18 protein-coding genes are annotated in these 20244 nt (G+C 39.2%); 11 read left to right on the top strand and 7 right to left on the bottom strand.

The genetic code is table 11. The annotated features are described in order from the left end of the window. Positions 1 to 16 precede the first annotated feature (16 nt). The 3 genes from EWM59_RS03690 to EWM59_RS03680 form a co-directional block, all read right to left on the bottom strand. The gene (locus EWM59_RS03690) at positions 17 to 469 is read right to left on the bottom strand and encodes a VOC family protein (protein WP_130019601.1); all 453 of its coding nucleotides are present in this window, start codon (positions 467 to 469) and stop codon (positions 17 to 19) included. A gap of 87 nt (positions 470 to 556) precedes the next feature. Further along, positions 557 to 2431, bottom strand: a complete 1875-nt coding sequence (locus tag EWM59_RS03685; protein WP_130019600.1) for an ABC-F family ATP-binding cassette domain-containing protein — start codon at positions 2429 to 2431, stop codon at positions 557 to 559. Between the two features lie 51 nt (positions 2432 to 2482). After that, complete coding sequence (locus EWM59_RS03680) at positions 2483 to 2776, bottom strand: hypothetical protein (protein ID WP_130019599.1); 294 nt, start codon at positions 2774 to 2776, stop codon at positions 2483 to 2485. A gap of 362 nt (positions 2777 to 3138) precedes the next feature. On the opposite strand from EWM59_RS03680, the gene EWM59_RS03675 reads away from it, so the two are divergent. Further along, the gene (locus tag EWM59_RS03675; RefSeq protein WP_130019598.1) at positions 3139 to 3738 is read left to right on the top strand and encodes a porin family protein; all 600 of its coding nucleotides are present in this window, start codon (positions 3139 to 3141) and stop codon (positions 3736 to 3738) included. Between the two features lie 233 nt (positions 3739 to 3971). On the opposite strand, the gene hemJ is transcribed toward EWM59_RS03675, so the two are convergent. Next, entirely contained in the window at positions 3972 to 4514 is a 543-nt protein-coding gene (gene hemJ, locus EWM59_RS03670) for a protoporphyrinogen oxidase HemJ (protein WP_130019597.1), read from the bottom strand. A 90-nt stretch (positions 4515 to 4604) separates the two neighbouring features. Between hemJ and EWM59_RS03665 the strand changes: the two genes are divergently transcribed. The 7 genes from EWM59_RS03665 to EWM59_RS03635 all read left to right on the top strand — a co-directional run bounded on the left by EWM59_RS03665 (position 4605) and on the right by EWM59_RS03635 (position 11927). Beyond that, the gene (locus EWM59_RS03665; RefSeq protein ID WP_130019596.1) at positions 4605 to 6479 is read left to right on the top strand and encodes an OmpA family protein; all 1875 of its coding nucleotides are present in this window, start codon (positions 4605 to 4607) and stop codon (positions 6477 to 6479) included. A gap of 287 nt (positions 6480 to 6766) precedes the next feature. Continuing rightward, positions 6767 to 7708, top strand: coding sequence for a thioredoxin-disulfide reductase (gene trxB / locus EWM59_RS03660; protein WP_130019595.1), 942 nt, complete (start codon positions 6767 to 6769; stop codon positions 7706 to 7708). 91 nt (positions 7709 to 7799) lie between these two features. Continuing rightward, positions 7800 to 8921 (top strand): M23 family metallopeptidase, encoded by a 1122-nt coding sequence (locus tag EWM59_RS03655; protein ID WP_130019594.1) that lies wholly within the window; start codon positions 7800 to 7802, stop codon positions 8919 to 8921. A 195-nt stretch (positions 8922 to 9116) separates the two neighbouring features. Beyond that, positions 9117 to 9836, top strand: coding sequence for a bacillithiol biosynthesis deacetylase BshB1 (bshB1, locus tag EWM59_RS03650; protein WP_130019593.1), 720 nt, complete (start codon positions 9117 to 9119; stop codon positions 9834 to 9836). A gap of 32 nt (positions 9837 to 9868) precedes the next feature. Continuing rightward, positions 9869 to 10729: a motility associated factor glycosyltransferase family protein gene (locus EWM59_RS03645; protein ID WP_130019592.1), complete on the top strand. Its 861-nt coding sequence runs from the start codon at positions 9869 to 9871 to the stop codon at positions 10727 to 10729. A 151-nt stretch (positions 10730 to 10880) separates the two neighbouring features. Next, positions 10881 to 11351: an RDD family protein gene (locus EWM59_RS03640; protein WP_130019591.1), complete on the top strand. Its 471-nt coding sequence runs from the start codon at positions 10881 to 10883 to the stop codon at positions 11349 to 11351. Between the two features lie 174 nt (positions 11352 to 11525). After that, a complete protein-coding gene (locus EWM59_RS03635; RefSeq protein ID WP_130019590.1) occupies positions 11526 to 11927 on the top strand; it encodes a DUF2752 domain-containing protein in 402 nt (133 codons plus the stop codon). 128 nt (positions 11928 to 12055) lie between these two features. Here EWM59_RS03635 and EWM59_RS03630 read toward each other — a convergent pair whose 3' ends face one another. From EWM59_RS03630 to EWM59_RS03620, 3 genes are all read right to left on the bottom strand, one after another. Beyond that, the gene (locus EWM59_RS03630) at positions 12056 to 14332 is read right to left on the bottom strand and encodes an NADP-dependent malic enzyme (protein WP_130019589.1); all 2277 of its coding nucleotides are present in this window, start codon (positions 14330 to 14332) and stop codon (positions 12056 to 12058) included. Between the two features lie 119 nt (positions 14333 to 14451). Continuing rightward, a complete protein-coding gene (locus EWM59_RS03625) occupies positions 14452 to 15762 on the bottom strand; it encodes a cation:dicarboxylate symporter family transporter (RefSeq protein WP_130019588.1) in 1311 nt (436 codons plus the stop codon). Positions 15763 to 15774: 12 nt separating this feature from the next. Beyond that, positions 15775 to 16266, bottom strand: coding sequence for a YybH family protein (locus EWM59_RS03620; protein ID WP_130019587.1), 492 nt, complete (start codon positions 16264 to 16266; stop codon positions 15775 to 15777). 276 nt (positions 16267 to 16542) lie between these two features. Between EWM59_RS03620 and EWM59_RS03615 the strand changes: the two genes are divergently transcribed. From EWM59_RS03615 to EWM59_RS03605, 3 genes are all read left to right on the top strand, one after another. Continuing rightward, positions 16543 to 18375, top strand: coding sequence for an ABC transporter ATP-binding protein (locus EWM59_RS03615; protein ID WP_130019586.1), 1833 nt, complete (start codon positions 16543 to 16545; stop codon positions 18373 to 18375). 111 nt (positions 18376 to 18486) lie between these two features. Then, the gene (locus EWM59_RS03610) at positions 18487 to 19554 is read left to right on the top strand and encodes an AAA family ATPase (protein WP_130019585.1); all 1068 of its coding nucleotides are present in this window, start codon (positions 18487 to 18489) and stop codon (positions 19552 to 19554) included. A 5-nt stretch (positions 19555 to 19559) separates the two neighbouring features. Continuing rightward, a complete protein-coding gene (locus tag EWM59_RS03605) occupies positions 19560 to 20216 on the top strand; it encodes a DUF4276 family protein (protein WP_130019584.1) in 657 nt (218 codons plus the stop codon). Positions 20217 to 20244: the final 28 nt, after the last annotated feature.

The following is a 20244-nucleotide window of genomic DNA, read 5'->3' as shown; positions in this document are numbered from 1 at the left end:
TTACTGAATAGATGTTTTATTGTACTTTTGGTTCATTCAGTTCAATTACATACCCGTCAGGATCGGTAATATAAATCTGATAGGCACCGTCAAATCTTTTCTGACGATGATAAGGTACTCCTTTCTCTTTTAAATAAGCCTCAATGCTATCGGCAGAGTTGGCAGGTATCGTCCACGAAAAATGTCCGCCGTTTTTATCATTATTGGTAACAGGGTCTTTTCGTCCTAAGAGCAGGTGAAGTTCCTGACCCGGTGCAATCTGAAACCAGCGACGAATAGCTAATAGATTATCAGGCACATTCAGCGGTGATAAACCTACAATTTCACGATAGAATTTAGCACTTGCCTGCAGGTCTTTTACATACAAGCCCACATGGTTATAAGATTGAATAGGAATACCCTGTGTTTGCGCAAAGCTATTGACAGAGATACCTAACAGAAGAACAACAATACATTTAGAAAAATTCATAGGTGCAAGGTTTATATAAAGGTTGAAAATGTTTTTAATAAATTATTAATTCATTACACAAGAGGTAAATAACCGCTATATAATGCCTTATGCCAGTTCAGACAATTCAAGCCAGCGCATTTCTTTTTCGGCAATAGCCTCATTTATCTGCTCAAATTCTTTTGCCCATGCAGCCAGTTCTTCGTGCGAGCCATTGCCCGAATTCATTTTTTCAAGCAACTGGTTTTTGGTGGTTTCTAATTTTTCAATGTCTTTTTCCAGACTTTCGTACTCCTTTTGTTCTTTAAAACTCAGTTTCCGTTTTGTTTCCTGTTTAGGCACTTGCGGAACAACAGGCTGTTTATCGGTTGAAGCCTCCTGAGTACTTCCGGTAGTTTGCACAGGCTGTTCTTCTCTCCAGTTGCGGTAGTCGGTATAATTACCCGGAAAATCTCTGATGTAGCCGTTACCCTCAAAAACAAACAAGTGTTCTACCATTTTATCCATAAAATAGCGGTCGTGAGATACCACTAACATACAGCCACCGAAACTAATCAGAAAATCTTCCAATACATTCAGCGTCGAAATATCCAGGTCGTTGGTAGGCTCATCTAAAATCAGAAAATTGGGGTTTTGCACCAGTATTTTCAACAATTGCAGACGTCTTTTTTCGCCACCGCTTAATTTATGAACAAAGCTATATTGCATAGCCGGAGGAAACAAAAAAAGTGTCAGAAAATTAGAGATAGAAAGTTCGCTGCCATCGGCCATTTTTACATATTCTGCAATTTCTCTCACCACATCAATTACCCTTTGCCCATCTTCAAAATCAAGCCCTTCCTGCGAGTAGTAGCCTATTTTAATAGTTTCACCTTTCACTACCCTGCCCATATCGGGTTTGGTTTTCTCGGTAATTATTTCGAGCAGGGTTGTTTTACCCATGCCGTTTTTGCCCACAATACCTATTCTGTCGCCTCTTTTAAAGGTATAAGAAAACTCGGAAATTACTTTCTGAATATCAAACGCTTTGCTGATGTGCTGAATCTCAATGATTTTGCTACCCATTCGCTCCATCTTCATGCTTAGTTCCAGTTTTTCTTCCGGACCTTTCTTAATCGTTTTGCCTTTTAAATCATAGAAAGCATCAATCCGGCTCTGCGACTTCGTTCCACGGGCTTTAGGCTGGCGGCGCATCCATTCCAGTTCTTTTCTGAGCAGATTCCGGTAGTTTTTCTGTGTAGCGGCGTTCACAGCCTCCTGTGCTTCTTTCTTTTCGAGATAGTAATTATAATTACCCGTAAATTTATAAATCTGGTTATCGGCCAGTTCAAGAATACGATTGCAGACTTTATCTAAAAAATAGCGGTCGTGGGTAACTAACAATAAGGTAATGTTTGAAGAAGACAGATACCCCTCCAGCCACTCAATGGTATCTAAGTCAAGGTGGTTGGTAGGCTCATCTAAAATCAGGAAATCAGGCTCTTCAATCAGTACCCGTGCCAATGCTACCCGTTTCTGCTGCCCACCAGATAGATTGCCTATCAGCTTATCAAAATCAGTAATGCCTAATTTGCCTAATATCTGTTTTACTTTTACTTCATAATCCCAGGCTTTCAGCGAATCTACTTTTTCAATAGCATCGGCCAGTCGTCTGTCGTCGTGCAGATTCAGGGCAATTTCATATTCCTTGATGGCCAATGTCAGGGCATTTTCTGAGGCAAATATGGTTTCTAATACGGTTTTGCCTGCAGGTAAATCAGGATTCTGGTCAAGATACCCCATTCTGATGTCTTTGCGGATACTTATTTCACCTGCGTCTACATCTATTTTACCCACGAGCATATCAAGCAACGATGATTTCCCCGAACCGTTTGAGCCAATTAAAGCTACTTTTTCTCCTTGTAATATGCCAAAAGTGAGATTTTTAAAAAGCCAGCGTTCTCCTAAATTCCTTCCGATATTTTCGGCTGATAAATAATTCATAAGTTATGATAGATAATCCCGTTTGCCGTGTTTTGTAGGGCAAAAATACATTTAATTTTTGGTTAATCGCTCGGCTAATTGTTCCCATTCTTCATCTAACGAAACTTTGGGCATGGTTTCTCCTGCACGCCTGTACCAGTAATTGGCATTCCATTGGTCGCCCTCTTTCCGATGCAGGTAAGCGTGTAGCCTGTCGTATTCTTTGGTACCTTCTTTGCTTTGGGCAATAGTATGTGAGGCTTCCCAGTCTCCGTTGTAATCGTGCCAGAGGGCTTGCAGTAAAGGAGATATATCTTGTGGAACTTGGCTGGCCGAAAGTGTACTTTTAAATGTCTGGAGGTTCATATAAGCGTTTTTTTACAAAGATTCTAACAGGCAATACAGCGTACTTTTAAAGCGTAATTTGTCTCAAATCTACAAAACTACTACGAATTTTTACAGCTAATCAGCTAACTTCTCATGGCATAGCAGAGTAATGCCCTATACAGATAAACTATCCTGATGTATTTTCTCTGTGCTGTCAAGCTGGGAAATTAGCAAAAAACAGTTGAAGCAAGAGAGAAATAGTTGATTATCGTGGAAAAATTTCCTCAACTTTTTGTTTTACTTTACCACGGCAGCTATCGATTAGCCTGTTTTTGCTTACTGGAATGGTATTTTATGATTGATGGTCGTAAACATATTTAAATCACACAAAAACCATTATCATGAAAACCAAATTGTTTTTATTAGGTGCTTTACTTTCTATGTCATTGGCAAGCTATGCTCAACCAACCACTTCGTGGGGGCCAAAACTGGGTATCAATTTTACCTCATTTGCACCTAAAGCTGAGAGTTTTGATGTCTTAACTGGATTAAATGCCGGTTTATTTTTAAACCATAGCATTAACAGCAACTTTGGGGTAACAGTGGAGGGTAATTATTCACAAATGGGTACAAGAGTTCAGAATGGCGGTAATATCGAACGTATTCATTACATTCAGGTTCCGGTATTGGCAGTCTATTATTTCGGTCAACAAGGAGAGGCTTTTCGTCCTAAACTTTTCGCCGGGCCTTATTTAGGTATCTTGATGGCTTCAACCGACAAAGGTGGAAATGAATTGTCGAATGGCCAGCAGGTTTATAATACAGCCGATGTAGGTGGCCAGATTGGTGCAGGATTTAATTTCCGAATCAAACGTGAAACCTGGTTGAATACCGATGTAAGATATATCCGTGGCTTTGGCGATATTACGAAAGAACCAAGCACAAGCTACCAGAACGCAGGGGTCAACATCAATGTAGGTGTTAGTTTCCCAATCAGATAATAATCAAACCACAGAAAAATTTTAAGGGATTCACCTCCCTTCCTAAATCCCTTTCTCATATTATGTGGGAGAGGGATTTCTGGTTGCGCCCCTAACCGCGCGGCGGACCGCCCCTAAAGGGGAACTGAAAACAAATTTGTCGCAATAAAATTGACAAAATTTAACCAAGTACATGGTAGCAAAACTAAACGGCTGCGAATCTGTAGTTCCCCTTTAGGGGTTAGGGGTGTGTTTTATTTCCTTTCTCTATGCTTACGATAGGCTCTTGCGGCCAGAAACAACAAAAATCCAAAGGCAATGATTCCTAAAAAAAGATAAGCAAAATTTATCAGGTTTTTTACTACTGCTAATAATACAATAGAAATGAGAAATAATGTGGGTAATTCGTTTAACAATCTGTATTGAAAAGAGTTAAATACCATATATTTTTCGCCTCTTTCTAATCGTTCGATGGTTTTTTTGCAGAAAATATGGTAGCCTGTCAGTAATACTAATAGTACTAATTTTACATGAAGCCAGCCCTGTTGCAGAAAATAAGGAGAATTAACCAGCATCAGTATGCCGAATGTCCAGGTAATCATCATGGCAGGATTGCAGATAATTTTATAGGCTCTTTTCTGCATCAGCAGGTAGTCTTTTTTAAAGGCTTCCCGCAGATGTTCGGGTTTTTGTTCGGCTTCGGCATAATAAACAAATATACGCACCAGATAGAATAATCCGGCAAACCACGATACAAAACCTACAATATGGAGAGATTTAAGATAGAGATGAAGCATGCAGTTGAAATTTAAAAACAGGCGTATTTTATAAGCCCTCAAAAATAAGCAACAAAACCATACGTTAAACTATAAAAATTGATTTTTAAAATGAATAAGCTGTTTTCATTATTTTTATTTATCTGCCTATCAGCTATTGTACAAGCACAAGACCCCAAAGCCAAAGAGTTTTATGACAAGGGTGTCAAGAGTTTTGTAGCCCGAAAATCAGACGATGCTACCGAGAGTTTATTAAAAGCTATTGAGAAAGATTCAACCTATGCCGATGCGTATTTCAAATTAGGGCAGATGAATGAAACTGCCCGAAACGAAGCCAACGCCCTGAAATATTATGCAAAGGCTATTCAGTTTAAACCCAATGCGCCTGATTACCGCCAGGCTTATACCTATATTGGTACCCGTGCTTTGCGTGCCGGAGAATATGAAAAAGCCAAACCGTTGCTTGAGTTTTCGCTCAAAAATTCATCACCAAATAGTATGATAGTGAAACAATTGACCCGACAACTGGAAAGTTGTAATTTTGCTATTGAAGCCCGGAAGAAAAAACTCAGTTTTGATGCCAGCGATATGGGAGAGGTGATAAATTTTAAAACGAACCAGTATTTTCCGGTGCTGACAGCCGATAATGAAACCCTTATTTTTACAGCCCGCTCGGAAGAAGGTGATGAAAACCTGTTTACTTCACAATTAAAAGATGGTAAATGGACTAAACCTCAGTCCATTTCGGCCAATATCAATACGGCGGCTAATGAAGGTACTTGCAGTATATCAGCCGATGGCAGAACACTTGTGTTTACCAGTTGTGATGCCAAAGACAGTTTCGGAAGTTGTGATTTATATATCTCGCATAAAGTAGGCGACGAGTGGAGTGCCCCCGAAAACCTCGGTGCCAGTATCAATACCCGTGAATGGGAATCGCAACCAAGTTTGTCAAACGACGGACGTGTATTGTACTTTGCCTCAAAACGTCAGGGTGGATTCGGAGAGAAAGATTTATGGGTGAGCGAACTGAAAAACAACCAATGGATGCCTGCCTTAAATCTGGGCAACACCATTAATACCCCAAAAGACGATATTTCGCCGTTTATTCATGCCAATGGGCACACGCTTTTCTTTGCCTCTGACGGACACACCGGACTGGGAGGTTTTGATTTATATATGACCGAGCAAAAGCTCAGTATTTTCTCGAAACCCGAAAACCTTGGTTACCCCATCAATAATCATGAAGACCAGGTGGCCTTATTCGTTACTTCTGATGGAAAAAAAGGGTATTATTCGTCGGATACCAAACAAAGTACCCGTTTGTATGAATTTGAAATTCCCAAAGAATTAAGCAGTCGTTTCAGTCGTGTAAATTTTGTGAAAGGAATCGTACAAGATGCCCAGAGCAAGCAAAATATAGCAGCTGATATTGAACTGATTGATTTAAAGACAGGCCAAACCATAGAAAGTGTCAGGTCTGATGCCAAGACCGGAGAATACACCGCTGTGTTGCCCAATGGTAGTCATTTTGGGTTATTCATTAATAAGCAGAACTATTTCAATAAAAGCCTTTCATTCGATTTTTCTGAAAAAACTGATGTCAACGGCAAAGTGGTAAACGTAGCCCTGGAGCCTATCAGAAAAGATGTAGATATTGTGCTGAATAATATCTTCTTTGATTCGGGTAAATCTGATTTACGACCGGAATCATTCACAGAATTAGATAAACTACAAAAACTGCTTTCGCAGAATAATACGCTTAAAGTAGAGATTTCAGGCCATACCGATAATGTGGGCAAAGACACCGATAACCTCGGCTTATCGCAGAAAAGAGCCGAGGCTGTGGTGAATTATCTGATAAGTAAAGGAGTAAACGCCACCAACGTAAAAGCAGTAGGGTATGGCGAAACCCGCCCCATTGCCAGCAACGAAACCGACGAAACCCGCCAGTTGAACAGAAGGATTGAAATGAAAATCTTCTAAGAGTTTGTTTAATGATTATTTTTCTGTTCTAAAAGAATAGATTTTTTGTTCAGACAAGCAGTGTTTTGCAGGCGTAGCAGGCAGCTACGACGAAAAAACACAGCACAGTATGAACGAAAAAGATTTCTTTGCAGGACGAACAATAATTTTTAAACAAACTCTAATTTGTCTATCCCGCCAAATTTGATGAACTTTGTGCCTCTGAAACTATGTTCATTTATCAGCAAGGTGCTGTTTGTAACAGTTACCGAAGATAATACATTATTACATTCACGATTATCAATATAATGGCACAAGAAAAAGTAGAAGTGTTGATTTTGGGCTCAGGTCCGGCTGGCTATACAGCGGCAATTTACGCAGCAAGAGCAGGTTTAAAACCGGTAATGTATCAGGGCGGCCAACCGGGAGGACAATTAACTATTACCACCGACGTTGAAAATTTTCCGGGCTATCCAGATGGAATTATGGGCCCTGAAATGATGGAAGACTTTAAAAAACAAGCCGAACGTTTTGGCACTGACAATAGATGGGGAATGGCTACGAAGGTGGATTTTTCGACCCCGTTGGCACACAAAGTTATTATTGACGATACACACGAAATCATAGCTCAAACCGTTATTATTGCTACGGGTGCATCGGCCAAGTGGTTGGGTCTTGAATCAGAACAACGCCTGAACGGATATGGGGTTTCTGCCTGTGCCGTTTGTGACGGATTCTTTTTCAGAGGGCAGAATGTAGCCATAGTAGGGGCAGGAGATACCGCTTGCGAAGAGGCACATTATTTATCGAAGCTCTGCAAAAAAGTATATATGCTGGTGCGTAAGGGAGAGTTCAGAGCCTCGCAGATTATGCAGAAACGTGTAGAAAATACACCTAATATTGAGATTCTGTACCATACCGAGACCATGGAAGTGTTGGGAAGTGAGGGCGTAACGGGTGTCAGAATTAAAAACAATATCACAAACGAGGAGTCGGTTTTAGATGTAACCGGATTTTTTGTAGCTATCGGCCATCAGCCTAATACCCAAATCTTTGAAGGATTTTTAGATATGGACGAGGCTGGTTATCTTGAAACCATCAAAGGCAGCTCAAAAACAAACGTAGAAGGTGTGTTTGCCTGCGGCGATGCGCAGGATAAAATCTACCGTCAGGCGGTTACAGCAGCCGGGTCGGGTTGTATGGCTGCTTTAGATGCAGAACGCTATCTGGCAGAGAAAAGCTTGCATTAGACAATAAAAATGACTAATATTGTTATAAGATTGTGTCAGGTTGCTCGGTCTTATATATTTTTATAGAGCAACCTAAAATCAAAAATACAAAATGAGAAAGGCTTTATTTACCATTATTGCTTTGTTTTTTCTTGTAAGTGCTGGCTATGCTCAGGCACCCAAAGAAAGGGGCGTAAGATTGAATAAACCAACTATTCCTTCGACCCAGAAAGAAGCGAAAAACAAAAACCTTAATAAACCTCAGAAACAGGACGACGAGTTTAGTTTTGAAGAAGAGCCTAAACTGCGTTTTATTAATGAGTTTGAAGCACCCAAAACCGAGAAAAGCTCAGGATTGAAAATTGAGCCTATCAAAGAGCTGAATGCTGCCGTGCATGAAGATACTTCTTCTATTGATGAAGGAGAAATAGAGATTGTAGAAATTGAAGAGGTAGCGCAGTTTGCAGGGAGCGACGATATGGTAAAAATTGCCAGTTATTTTTCTGTATGGAATACCGATGTAATTGACCCCTACGGCATTGATGCCAAAGATTATGAAGAAGTAGTGCCGATTCAGCTATATGATATTTCGCAAGGCAGATACTGGTCAGGACCTATGGCTAAAGGGGTTACCAACTCTCAGTTTGGCTGGAGATGGCGCCGCTGGCATACGGGTATTGATTTAGACCTTGATACAGGCGAGCCAATTTATGCCGCTTTCGACGGCATTGTGCGTGTAGCAGGGGTACATGGGGGCTATGGCCGTTGCGTGGTAGTAAGACACTACAATGGGCTGGAAACACTTTATGGGCACTTGTCGAAAATTAATTTTGAAGCCAACACGGTAGTAAAAGCCGGAGAAGAAATAGGAAAAGGGGGTAATACCGGAAGAAGTTCAGGCCCTCACCTGCATTTTGAAACCCGTTACGAAGGTAATCCGTTTGACCCGAAAAACATTTTTACTTTTAATCCTGAAAAAATTGACATCAATGCCGCCGAATTTACCATGACCTCACGTGTGTACGATTACCTGAGAGGTGGCGCAAGTAAAGGCGATTTTGAGTTTGATGAACCACAGGTAGTAACTACCAAAAAATGGATAAGAGTTCGCTCAGGTGATACTCTTTCTGAAATTGCAGACCGCTGGCATACTACAGTAGGTAATCTGGCAAAAATGAACCGTATCAGAACCAATACCAAACTTCGTCCAGGTTATCGTTTAAGAGTCAAATAATAGTGCAAAAATATATTTTAATAGCGACGTGAAACTATTTACGTCGCTTTTTTTTTATAAATATATGAAGAATTAGGCGGTCGTTGTAGTTGCGATTATTTAATTAAAGTACTGTAAACGCAAAGAATAAAAATATTCACTAATTCACAATTCGCTAATTCGCCATTCATTAAATAATTCATTCAAAAATTATATATGAAATTAGATATATTGGTAATGGCCGCCCATCCTGACGATGCAGAAATGTCGTGCGGTGGAACGATGGCTATGGCTATTGAAAAAGGTAGAAAAGTAGGCATTGTAGATTTTACCCAGGGAGAATTAGGAACAAGAGGAACACCCGAAATAAGGGCATCAGAAGCAAAAGCGGCTTCTGATATTTTAAAAATCTCAATACGTGAGAATCTTGGTTTCAGAGATGGTTTTTTCAAAAATGATGAAGAACATCAGATGAAATTAATCACGGCTATTCGTCGCTATCAGCCTGATATAGTATTGGCTAATGCCATAGAAGACCGTCATCCTGACCATGGCAAAGGAGCTGCCTTGGCAGTAGATGCCTGTTTTTTATCGGGTTTACGTATGATAAAAACCTATCATGAAGATGGTACTCCACAGGCCGCATGGCGCCCGAAATTTTTATATCACTACATACAAGACCGTTATATCAAGCCTGATTTGGTGGTGGATATTTCTCAGTACTGGGATTTGAAAGAGGCATCTATCCGTGCTTATAAAAGCCAGTTTTATGACCCTAATAGTGCTGAACCTGAATCGTACCTTACCAGCCCTGAGTTTTTAGAGTTTTTAAAAGCCCGCTCGCAGGAAATGGGACACGCTATCGGTGCCAGATTTGGCGAAGGCTATACCAAAACCAAAATGCTGGGTGTAAAAGACCTCTTTGATTTAATATAAGATTAGGTTTATTTTGTCGAAAACCCGTTTGTATGATTAACTTCTTATTGGCTGTACAGCAAGCCATCAGTCTGTTTATAAATAGTAGTATCTCGGTTATAAAAGTACTTTTTTTATCTAAGTTTTCAGTGAGAAAAGTTAGGGCAGGTAGCCCGTATTGCGGAGTTTTAGGGAATGGGCCATCATTAAAAACCTCGTTGCAGAAAGACCTTGCCTTTATAAAAAAACTTGAATTGTTTGCGGTTAATCTGTTTTCGGTTACACCTGAATATATAGAGCTAAAGCCAAAAAATTACTTGATTTTAGATATGTCGTTTTTGAATCCGGCTCATTCCTGTCAGGATGGATTGAAGGCGATGGCAAATCTGACAACCTGGGAAATGAATTTGTATGTGCCATATCAAATGCTGAAATCAGCGTTTTTTGTGAGCCAGTTCAGGGCTAATCCGAACATCAGATTGATTCCTTATAACTATACTATTGTTACGGGTTACCGATGGCTTGCCTACTGGTTTTTCAGACGGGGTTTAGGTATGCCGCAATGCCAGAATGTACTGGTGGCTACTTTGTTTTATGCCATTAACATGGGTTTTAAAGAGATTTATCTGTTTGGGGCCGACCATTCGTGGCATGAAATGATAAAGCTCGACGAAAACAATAATATGGTGGTAAGCGACAGCCATTTTTATCAGCATAAAGATATTGATATAGCTGTCAAAGAAAATTCGTATATGAGTCAGCAGTTGTTTTCATTGCACAAGGCATTTTATGGGTACGAGGTCTTAGGCAAATATGCCAAAAGCCTTGGAATAAAAATATACAATGCCAGTGCCAAAAGTTATATTGATGTTTTTGAAAAAGTAAAAGTTGCCGATTTGCCAGAAAAACGGTGATTGCCATTTAATAAAAAATAATTACGCAAGTGTTTGATTAGTAGGATATTTTAAGGGTAAAGTTTGCATTTGTCTGGAAATATTTTTTAGATTTGGTAAAGTTTATTCATCTAAACCATTCTCATATCTAAACCTCTAAACAAATTCAATTATGAACAATTACCGCATGGCCGGCTTCGGCAAACGTTTTCTTGCTTATATTATTGATGGTATTATTCTTGGTATTGCTTTTTCTCTAATATTGATTCCTTTTGGGGGAATTTTTGCTTTTTTAGGTTTAGGAGGTGGCAGAGACCTCACTGATGGCGAAGCCGCCGCAATGGCTGTAACAGGCGGAATAAGTATTTTCGGGATAATACTCATTGCTATGGTAGCACCGATTATTTATGATGCGTTACTCACCGCCTCACCAAGACAAGGCACACTTGGCAAAAGTATCATGAAAATAAAAGTAGTAAAAGAAAACGGCGAACAACTGACAACAGGCGACGCTTTCATCAGAGCATTGGTAAAATACGTGTCAGGTCAGTTCTGTTTTCTATTATTAATGGTATGTTTGTTTAATAAAGAAGAGCAGAATTTACACGATATGGCGGCTAAGACATTTGTTATTGAAGCATAGAACCTGTTTAAACTTATTTCTTTCGACTACGAATGGCTATTTTTCAATCATATTTCACTTATTTATTTCGTCCGTAGCTCTGCTACGCACTCAACAAATAATCTCATCTGATTAAAAAATATCACATTCTCGTCAGTAAATAAAAAGTTTAAACAGGTTCATAAAGATAAGCTTATGACTCATAAGTTATTTTATAAAATATTGCTGGCGGTAATAGTACTCACTATTACCGCTTATTATTTTTATTTTCCATCGTTAGGTTTTTTGCCCAATATGCAGTGTATATTCAACAAAACAACGGGCTTACATTGTCCGGGTTGTGGTGGGCAACGGGCTTTTCATGCCTTATTGCACGGACAAGTAGCCTACGCTGCACAAAATAACTTCCTGATTTTTTTGGTACTACCCGTTGCAGGCCTCAAACTGGCAGAAGAATTAAGCGGTAAAAAAATCTTTCCTGCTGTATTTTACTCACGTAAGGTAGTGTTATCCATCTTAGTATTGGTTATTCTTTTTTCAGTTCTGCGGAATATCCCCATTGAACCTTTCAGTTATTTGATACCTCCCAGCATTTAAAGAGTTCATCTTTTAATGTTCTGAGAAATATTAATATAAAGTTTCACGAAGTAAGTACTACTACATCGGTATAAAAAAAAGGCATCAGCCTTTACAGCCAATGCCTTTCTGAAAATAGTCAATATCTCTTATTTTGCATGCGCATCTACCACAGCAATAGCCACCATGTTTACAATTTCTCGCACAGAGCTACCTAACTGCAATACGTGAACAGGTTTTTTCATACCTAATAGTATTGGGCCGATTTTTTCGATATTGGCTATTTCTTTTACCAGATTATAGGCAATGTTCGATGCTGATAGATTAGGGAAAATTAGGGTGTTGGCTCCACCATCTATCAAATCGCAGAACGGGTGATTTTCACGCAATAAATCCAAATCAAAAGGTAAGTGCGCCTGCATCTCACCATCAACAATCATAGTAGGGTGTTTTTCTTTCAGAATTGCTACCGCACGTTGCATTTTCAGGGCATCTTCACCATCGGCACTGCCAAAGTTAGAGTAAGTGAGTAAGGCAATACGTGGTTTGATATTAAATTTCTCCACCTCTTTTGCGGCTAATTCAGTAATCTCTACAATTTCTTCGGTAGTCGGGTTGAAATTAACCGTGGTATCGGCTAAGAATAAAGGGCCGAAACGACTCATCAGGATATACATACCTGATACTTTCTTTACACCCTCCTGACGACCGATAATCTGTAAAGCAGGACGAATGGTTTCAGGATAATTTCGGGTCATACCACCAATCATGGCATCGGCTTCTCCGGTTTCTACCATCATTGCCCCAAAGTAATTCCGGTTAAGCATTGATATCCTGGCCTCAAATTTATTAAGACCTTTACGTTTACGCTTTTCGTAAAAAATATCACCGAATTTCTGCAAACGTGGTTCTTCCTTGTGTGAACGAGGGTCTATAATTTCAACCCCGGCCACATCAATATGATTCTCATATACCAGTTGATTGATTCTGTTTTCGTTACCTAACAGAATCGGAATAGCAATGCCATCATCAATTACCTGTTGAGCCGCCTTTAACACCGTTAGGTTCTCAGCATCGGCAAAAACCACACGTTTCAGGTTCTGCTTCGCTTTGGTAATAATTACTTTGCTGAGTGTATTGTCTTGTCCTAATCGTTTCGATAATTGCGTGTCGTACGCTTCCCAGTCAATAATCGGGAATTTGGCTACACCTGTATCCATTGCCGCTTTTGCCACTGCCGGAGCAACCGTAGTTAGTAGGCGTGGGTCAACCGGTTTCGGAATAATATATTTTTTGCCGAAAATCATATTGTTTTCGCCATACGCCAGATTCACAATATCAGGCACAGGTTTTTTAGCCAGTTCTGCCAATGCTCTTACCGCAGCTAATTTCATTTCTTCATTAATTACCTTCGAGCGCACATCTAAGGCTCCTCTGAATATATAAGGGAACCCTAAAACATTGTTTACCTGATTCGGATAATCTGAACGTCCGGTAGCAAAAATAATGTCCTCACGGGCGGCCATCGCTTCGTCGTACGAAATCTCAGGGGTAGGGTTTGCCATGGCAAACACAATACAATCTTTCGCCATCGACTGCACCATTTCCTGTTTCAATGTATTGCCTTTCGATAAACCGATAAAAACATCTGCGCCAGCCAGCGCATCAGCCAGCGTAGTTTCGGCAGGCAGGGCATCATTGGCAAACTCTATTTTTTTTCCGTCTAAATTCGTGCGGCTTGGGTGAATAAGCCCCTTGCTGTCGAACATAAAAATATTTTTTTTCTGTGCGCCTAAAGAATTGTATAAACGGGTACACGAAATAGCCGAAGCTCCGGCACCGTTAATCACGATTTTTACATCTTCAAATTTTTTGTTTACCAGTTCAAGCGCATTCAACAAAGCCGCCGCCGAAATAATAGCGGTACCATGCTGGTCGTCGTGCATCACCGGAATATTCATTTCAGCTTTCAGCCTTTCTTCTATTTCAAAACATTCCGGTGCTGAAATATCTTCTAAATTTACTCCGCCAAAAGTGGGTTCAAGAATCTTTACTGTTCTTACAAACTCATCTACATTTGTTGTATTGAGTTCAATGTCAAATACGTCAATATCGGCATATATTTTAAATAAAAGCCCTTTTCCCTCCATTACGGGTTTACTTGCTTCTGGCCCTATATCACCCAGACCCAACACAGCTGTGCCGTTTGAAATCACCGCTACCAGATTACCCTTGGCGGTATATTTATAAACATCTTCAGGGTTTTCAAAAATGGCCATACAAGGGTCGGCAACTCCGGGCGAGTAGGCTAACGTTAAGTCTCTTTGAGTGGCTGTTTCTTTCGATGGAATCACCTCAATTTTGCCCGGTCGTCCCTTGGCATGGTAATATAAGGCTTCTTCTTTCAGTGTTTTCTTCGTACTCATTTCGAATAAGTTTTGTTTCTATGCGCAAAGGTAAGCATAGAAAATTGTTAGATAGAAAGAAAATGTTGTTTTTAGCCGATAAAACAGGCTATGATGATGGTGTAATTAATGAAAGGTAATCAGTTTTTAATATTGTCGGTGATAATATTCTCTGTAGCTTCAATATGTTTAAAAGCATAATTCATTTTGTTGCGGTCAAATTCATTCTCGTTGTTCGATATCCAGACTGTTGCCACACCATTGCCGATAAAATTGGTAATGGCACGGGCTTCAGACATGAATCTGTCAACGCCCAGCAAGAGCGCAAGCCCCTCTACCGGAATCACTTTAATGGCTGTCAGGGTAGAAGCCAGTACAATAAACCCACTTCCGGTTACGCCTGCAGCGCCCTTAGATGTTACCATCAGAATGCCGATAATGGTCAGAATCTGCTGAATATCTAAGTGCACATTGAATACCTGTGCCAGAAAAATAACCGCCATAGATAGATAAATAGTAGTACCGTCGAGATTAAACGAATACCCTGCCGGAACCACCAGACCCACCACTGATTTGGAACAACCCATTTCCTCTAATTTTTCCATCAATGAAGGCAGTGCAGCCTCTGACGATGAAGTGCCCAGCACAATCAGTAATTCTTCTCTGATATATTTCAGAAACCCCCACAGACTGATTTTATAGTAGCGTAGAATAAAATAAAGCACTACAAAAATGAAAAGAGCCATGGTAGTATAAACCGTACCCATCAGTTTTGCCAATGGCAACAGGGTTTTGATACCATATTTGGCAATGGTAAAAGCCATACCCCCGAAAGCACCGATGGGTGCCAGCAGCATGACTTTATGCAAAGCCCAGAAAACTTTCTTGGAAATAGGAGAGAGGAAATTGACTACTGCCTGACGACCGGAATAATTGCTCAGAGCAACGCCTAAAACAATAGCTACTACCAATACCTGTAGGGTTACATTATCCCAAAAGAATTTAACCCAACTGAACTGCTCGGCACTCTGGGTATATTTAGATATATCGCCGCCTTTAATATCCTGCGTAACTACCCCATCACCCGGACGTAAAATATTCGCTACTAAAATGCCTATAATTAATGCAACGGTGGTTACTATTTCAAAATAAATGAGGGCTTTGGCACCTACCTTACCCACCTTTTTCAGATCGCCCATCGAAATGATACCGAGGGTGATGGTAAGAAAAATGATAGGATTAATAAAGAGTTTTACAGTACTGATAAAAATACTGCTCAGAAATTCGCTGAATGTGGTTTTTATTTCAAATTCTGAAATAAAAAGATTGAGCTTGACCCCCTTTTCGAGAATAGGTTTTAAGGCAAATTCAGGATTGTAATGACCCAATAGAACACCTAAGATAATGGCAGTTAATACCCAGAAAGTAAGGTTGGTAAAGAGTTTTTTCATGCTGTGTTCAGGCTATAATTTTTTTCCTTTCAGGAACATAGACTCTGTTATATTTTTGCTGGTATCGCTATCGAGAACTATTTTCCATCGGTCGTCAGTTTTTCTGAGCACTACCGTGAATTTTCCATAAAAAGTACTCGACTTCCCGTTGGAATCAGTCGAAGTTACTTTATAATAGCCGGTTTCAAAAGCAGCGGTTTCGTTATGCACCCGCTCTTCAAAACTGAACTCAATGGTTTGATGTCTTTTATGTCTGAAATTATATTCATTGCTCTGCTGGTTATTCAGGCTATATTCTTCGTAGTTATAAATCTTTTTAGAATCGACAGGCACACGCAACAAATCTCTTGAATGAAGATTCATAAAACCTATGGCATCCATACTACTATAGGTCTTGATGAATGGCAACCACACCTGATTATTGATTTCGGTCTCTATATTATCGGTTTGGGCAACAACGGTAAAAAAACTACACATCAGCAAAGCGCAGAGAAGAATTTTCATGTGTTTGATGACAAAATGATAGATAATTAGGTTTAAAAGCAAATGTAGTAATTTAATTCTTCTGCGTAAATGAATGGACTTTTTTTCTTTAAAATGTACAAAATTTAAGCCACGGAGCGTTTCAGGGTTATTCATTGAGTTGAACAGAGTTCCTCTGTGTAAATCTGTGAACCTCAGTGGTAATATAATTGTATAAATTTTGATTAGTAATTGAAAAAAACAATTGAACCTAAACTAACCACATAGCTGTTTATCACACAAACGATACGACAGAAAATGGCCAGAACCCCGAAGGAAGAAAAGGAAGATAAAGTAGATTTACGACAAAGGCTGAAAGCGCTCAATAACCTGCCCACTTTTATTAAAGAAGTTTACCAGACTTCGCCTGCACTGGCATCAGGAAACATACTGTTAAGGCTTATCCGTTCCTTTATTCCTTTATTGGTTTTATACACAGGCAAACTGATTATTGACGAAGTAATATTGCTGATTGATAAAAAAACAGCTGATTACAATCATTTATGGGTTTTAATTGGTTTGGAGTTTGGCCTGGTTATCATCAGCGATTTACTGGCCAGAGGCATTAGTCTGACTGACAGCCTCCTCGGCGATATGTTTGCCAATAAAACGTCTGTGAAACTGATGGAACACGCCGCCTCATTGGATTTGGCTCAGTTTGAAGATGCAACCTTTTACGACAAACTCGAAAGAGCGAGACAACAGGTATCAGGCCGGACTGCTTTATTGTCGCAGACATTGGCACAGGGGCAAGATGCCATTACTATGGGTAGTTTACTGGTTGGTTTAGTAGCGTTTAATCCCTGGTTAATATTGCTGTTACTGGTAGCTGTAATTCCCTCTTTTATCGGAGAACTACATTTTAATGCCCGAAGCTATTCGCTTCAACGGGGTTGGACACCCCAGCGTCGGGAGCTTGATTATTACCGATACATAGGTGCAAGCGATGAAACCGCCAAAGAAGTAAAACTATTCGGCCTGTCGGGTTTTCTGATAGAGCGTTTCCGAAATTTATCTGACCGTTATTTCAACGAAAACAAAAAGCTAACCATTCAAAGGGCATCATGTGGGAGTCTTTTAGTGGCTATCGGTACAATCGGCTATTTTTCGGCGTATAGTATCATTGTGTTTGAAACTGTAAAGGGTGTGGTAAGTATTGGTAGCCTTACGTTTCTGACAGGCTCTTTCCGGCAATTACAATCTTTATTAGAAAGCCTTTTAGGGCGTTTCAACAGTATTTCACAAGGAGCTTTGTACCTCAATGATTTATTTGACTTCTATAAAATAACCCCCGGCATTGTTTCTCCATCTAAACCAAGACCTATCCCTAACCCCATTCAAGAGGGTTTTACTTTTGAGAATGTGGGATTCAGATATCCAAACTCGGAACGATGGGCTAACCGACACCTGAGCTTTACTTTAAAAGTAGGTGAAAAACTGGCATTAGTAGGAGAGAATGGCTCAGGCAAAACCACTTTGGTAAAACTCTTAGCCCGACTATACGACCCCGACGAGGGTAGAATCTTGTTAGATGGCTATGATTTGAAAGAATATGACCTGACAGAACTACGTCAGCAGATGGGCGTTATTTTTCAGGATTTTCAGCGTTTTCAGTTTACGGCAGGAGATAATATTGCGGTGGGCGATATTGACTCATTGGATAAACCCAATCATCTGGAACGGGCAGCAGCGCAAAGTCTGGCAGATAGTGTGATTGAAAAACTTCCTTTGAAATACAGCCAGCCACTTGGCCGACGATTTGCCAAAGGGGTTGAATTATCGGGTGGGGAATGGCAGAAAGTTGCCCTTGCCCGTGCTTACCTGCGTGAAGCCAATGTCATTATTTTAGATGAACCAACCGCCGCCCTTGATGCCCGTGCTGAATATGAGGTATTCCGCCGCTTTGCCGAACTTACCAAAGGCAAGACAGCCGTGCTAATCTCTCACCGATTCTCAACCGTAAGAATGGCCGACCGTATTTTAGTATTAGACAAAGGCGAGTTACTGGAAATCGGAAGCCATGAAGAGTTACTGGCAAAAAAAGGCCGATACGCCGAATTATTTTATTTGCAGGCGGAGGGGTATAGGTGATGAGAAAAGATATAACTTTAAGTTATAAAGCATTATACAATTTATTGCTAAAAGCTATATTTATTTGTTGAATTTATATCTTTGTTAAATCAACAGTATTTGAAGAACAATATGGAAAGAATAGAGATTAAAGGGTATAAATCAATAAAGGAATTGGATTTGCCACTAAGACCAATCAATATTCTTATTGGGGCTAATGGAAGTGGCAAAAGTAACTTTCTTTCTTTTTTTGATTTCCTAAAACAAATATATAGAAGAAACCTTCAGGAGTTTGTAGCTCTTAAAGGTATTGATACTTTTTTGCATAAAGATGACAAGATAACCAATGAAATATCATGCCATTTGTATTTTAAAAGTACTAATGGGTATTCATTTGTTTTAAAAAAGGGAGATGTTAGTTTTATATTTATACATGAAGGAATGTGGTATAACAGATTCTATGAGCCAACAATTGAAATAGCATCTTTTGGTACCGAATCGGTTTTACAATACCAGTCATTACCCAGAGCAAAATATATAATTGATTACCTAAAGCAAGTTATCAAATACCATTTTCATGATACAGGTGAAAATTCTCCTTTTAACAAAGAATCAAATATAGAAAATGACAAATTTTATCTGTATGAGAAAGGTAGCAATTTAGGGGCATTCTTATTTAATATTTCTAAAGAGAATCCTAAAGTTTATAACCTGATAATAAAAACAATACAATCGATAGCTCCTTATTTTTTAGGTTTTTTCCTAAGACCGGAAGCGAATGGAAATATAAAATTACGATGGCAGAGTAAATATACTTCAACCGTCTATGGGGTTAATGATTTATCAGATGGTACTATCCGGTTTATTGCACTGACAGTTCTTTTTATGCAGCCTGATTTGCCTGAGACTATTATTATTGATGAACCAGAATTGGGGCTTCACCCAACAGCTATTGCAAAATTAGCAGGACTCATCAAATCTGTTGCTGCAAAGGGTTGTCAGGTAATATTAGCTACGCAATCTACTGATTTAATTAGTCATTTTGAACCGGAGGATATAATTACTGTTGACCAGATAAATGGAGAAAGTATATTTAAAAGACTAAATTCAGAAACCCTTCAACTGTGGTTAGAAGATTATACAATTGATGATTTGTGGAAAAGAAATATTATTAATTCTGGTCAACCTAATTTTATTTGATGGTTATGAAAAGAATTATTATAATTTGTGAAGGTGAGACTGAACAAACCTTTTGTAATAGAGTCTTGCAACCTTATTTTCAAGAAAGAAATATTCATATTCAAGCAGCTTTAATTAAACGTTCTAAAGGAGGCATTGTAAGTTGGCCGATTCTTAAAAAAGAAATAGAAATCTATTTAAAATCAGATATATTCGCCATAGTTACTACATTTATTGATTATTATGGTCTGTTTACGAAACTTAGCTTTCCTGAATGGAAAACAACGGAGAAAATAGCTGACCCGAATGCCAGAATGGATTCGTTGGAAAGCAATATAAAAAAAGATATTCATATCGACTTGAATGATAGATTCATTCCGTATATTCAATTACATGAATTTGAAGGGCTATTGTTTAATGATATTCATATTATTTATGAGCAGATTCCAATTGAAGACATTGTTAATAAAAAAGAACTGGAACGTACTTTCAAAGATTACGATAATCCGGAAATGATAAATACTAATAGAGAAACTTCACCATCTCATCGTCTTGCAAGAATTATTAAAGGATATGATAAAGTAGTTTATGGAGACATTCTTTCGGAAGCTATCGGATTACATAGAATAAGAAATAAAGCTCCAAGATTCAATGAATGGATTTCAAAGTTAGAAAATATTTAAACCGAAATAAATTAGATATTTCTTAACA

Origin of the sequence: Emticicia agri (genome assembly GCF_004168285.1) — a bacterium.
Taxonomy (GTDB): Bacteria; Bacteroidota; Bacteroidia; order Cytophagales; family Spirosomataceae; genus Emticicia; species Emticicia agri.
The sequence above is the reverse complement of the archived record's forward strand: the minus strand, read 5'-3'. Positions and strand labels throughout refer to the sequence as shown.

Excerpts from the sequence above, each read along its gene's own strand:
- EWM59_RS03690 (WP_130019601.1), bottom strand. The coding sequence starts at position 469 with ATGAATTTTTCTAAATGTATTGTTGTTCTTCTGTTAGGTATCTCTGTC.
- EWM59_RS03685 (WP_130019600.1), bottom strand. The coding sequence starts at position 2,431 with ATGAATTATTTATCAGCCGAAAATATCGGAAGGAATTTAGGAGAACGC.
- EWM59_RS03680 (WP_130019599.1), bottom strand. The coding sequence starts at position 2,776 with ATGAACCTCCAGACATTTAAAAGTACACTTTCGGCCAGCCAAGTTCCA.
- EWM59_RS03675 (WP_130019598.1), top strand. The coding sequence starts at position 3,139 with ATGAAAACCAAATTGTTTTTATTAGGTGCTTTACTTTCTATGTCATTG.
- hemJ (WP_130019597.1), bottom strand. The coding sequence starts at position 4,514 with ATGCTTCATCTCTATCTTAAATCTCTCCATATTGTAGGTTTTGTATCG.
- EWM59_RS03665 (WP_130019596.1), top strand. The coding sequence starts at position 4,605 with ATGAATAAGCTGTTTTCATTATTTTTATTTATCTGCCTATCAGCTATT.
- trxB (WP_130019595.1), top strand. The coding sequence starts at position 6,767 with ATGGCACAAGAAAAAGTAGAAGTGTTGATTTTGGGCTCAGGTCCGGCT.
- EWM59_RS03655 (WP_130019594.1), top strand. The coding sequence starts at position 7,800 with ATGAGAAAGGCTTTATTTACCATTATTGCTTTGTTTTTTCTTGTAAGT.
- bshB1 (WP_130019593.1), top strand. The coding sequence starts at position 9,117 with ATGAAATTAGATATATTGGTAATGGCCGCCCATCCTGACGATGCAGAA.
- EWM59_RS03645 (WP_130019592.1), top strand. The coding sequence starts at position 9,869 with ATGATTAACTTCTTATTGGCTGTACAGCAAGCCATCAGTCTGTTTATA.
- EWM59_RS03640 (WP_130019591.1), top strand. The coding sequence starts at position 10,881 with ATGAACAATTACCGCATGGCCGGCTTCGGCAAACGTTTTCTTGCTTAT.
- EWM59_RS03635 (WP_130019590.1), top strand. The coding sequence starts at position 11,526 with ATGACTCATAAGTTATTTTATAAAATATTGCTGGCGGTAATAGTACTC.
- EWM59_RS03630 (WP_130019589.1), bottom strand. The coding sequence starts at position 14,332 with ATGAGTACGAAGAAAACACTGAAAGAAGAAGCCTTATATTACCATGCC.
- EWM59_RS03625 (WP_130019588.1), bottom strand. The coding sequence starts at position 15,762 with ATGAAAAAACTCTTTACCAACCTTACTTTCTGGGTATTAACTGCCATT.
- EWM59_RS03620 (WP_130019587.1), bottom strand. The coding sequence starts at position 16,266 with ATGAAAATTCTTCTCTGCGCTTTGCTGATGTGTAGTTTTTTTACCGTT.
- EWM59_RS03615 (WP_130019586.1), top strand. The coding sequence starts at position 16,543 with ATGGCCAGAACCCCGAAGGAAGAAAAGGAAGATAAAGTAGATTTACGA.
- EWM59_RS03610 (WP_130019585.1), top strand. The coding sequence starts at position 18,487 with ATGGAAAGAATAGAGATTAAAGGGTATAAATCAATAAAGGAATTGGAT.
- EWM59_RS03605 (WP_130019584.1), top strand. The coding sequence starts at position 19,560 with ATGAAAAGAATTATTATAATTTGTGAAGGTGAGACTGAACAAACCTTT.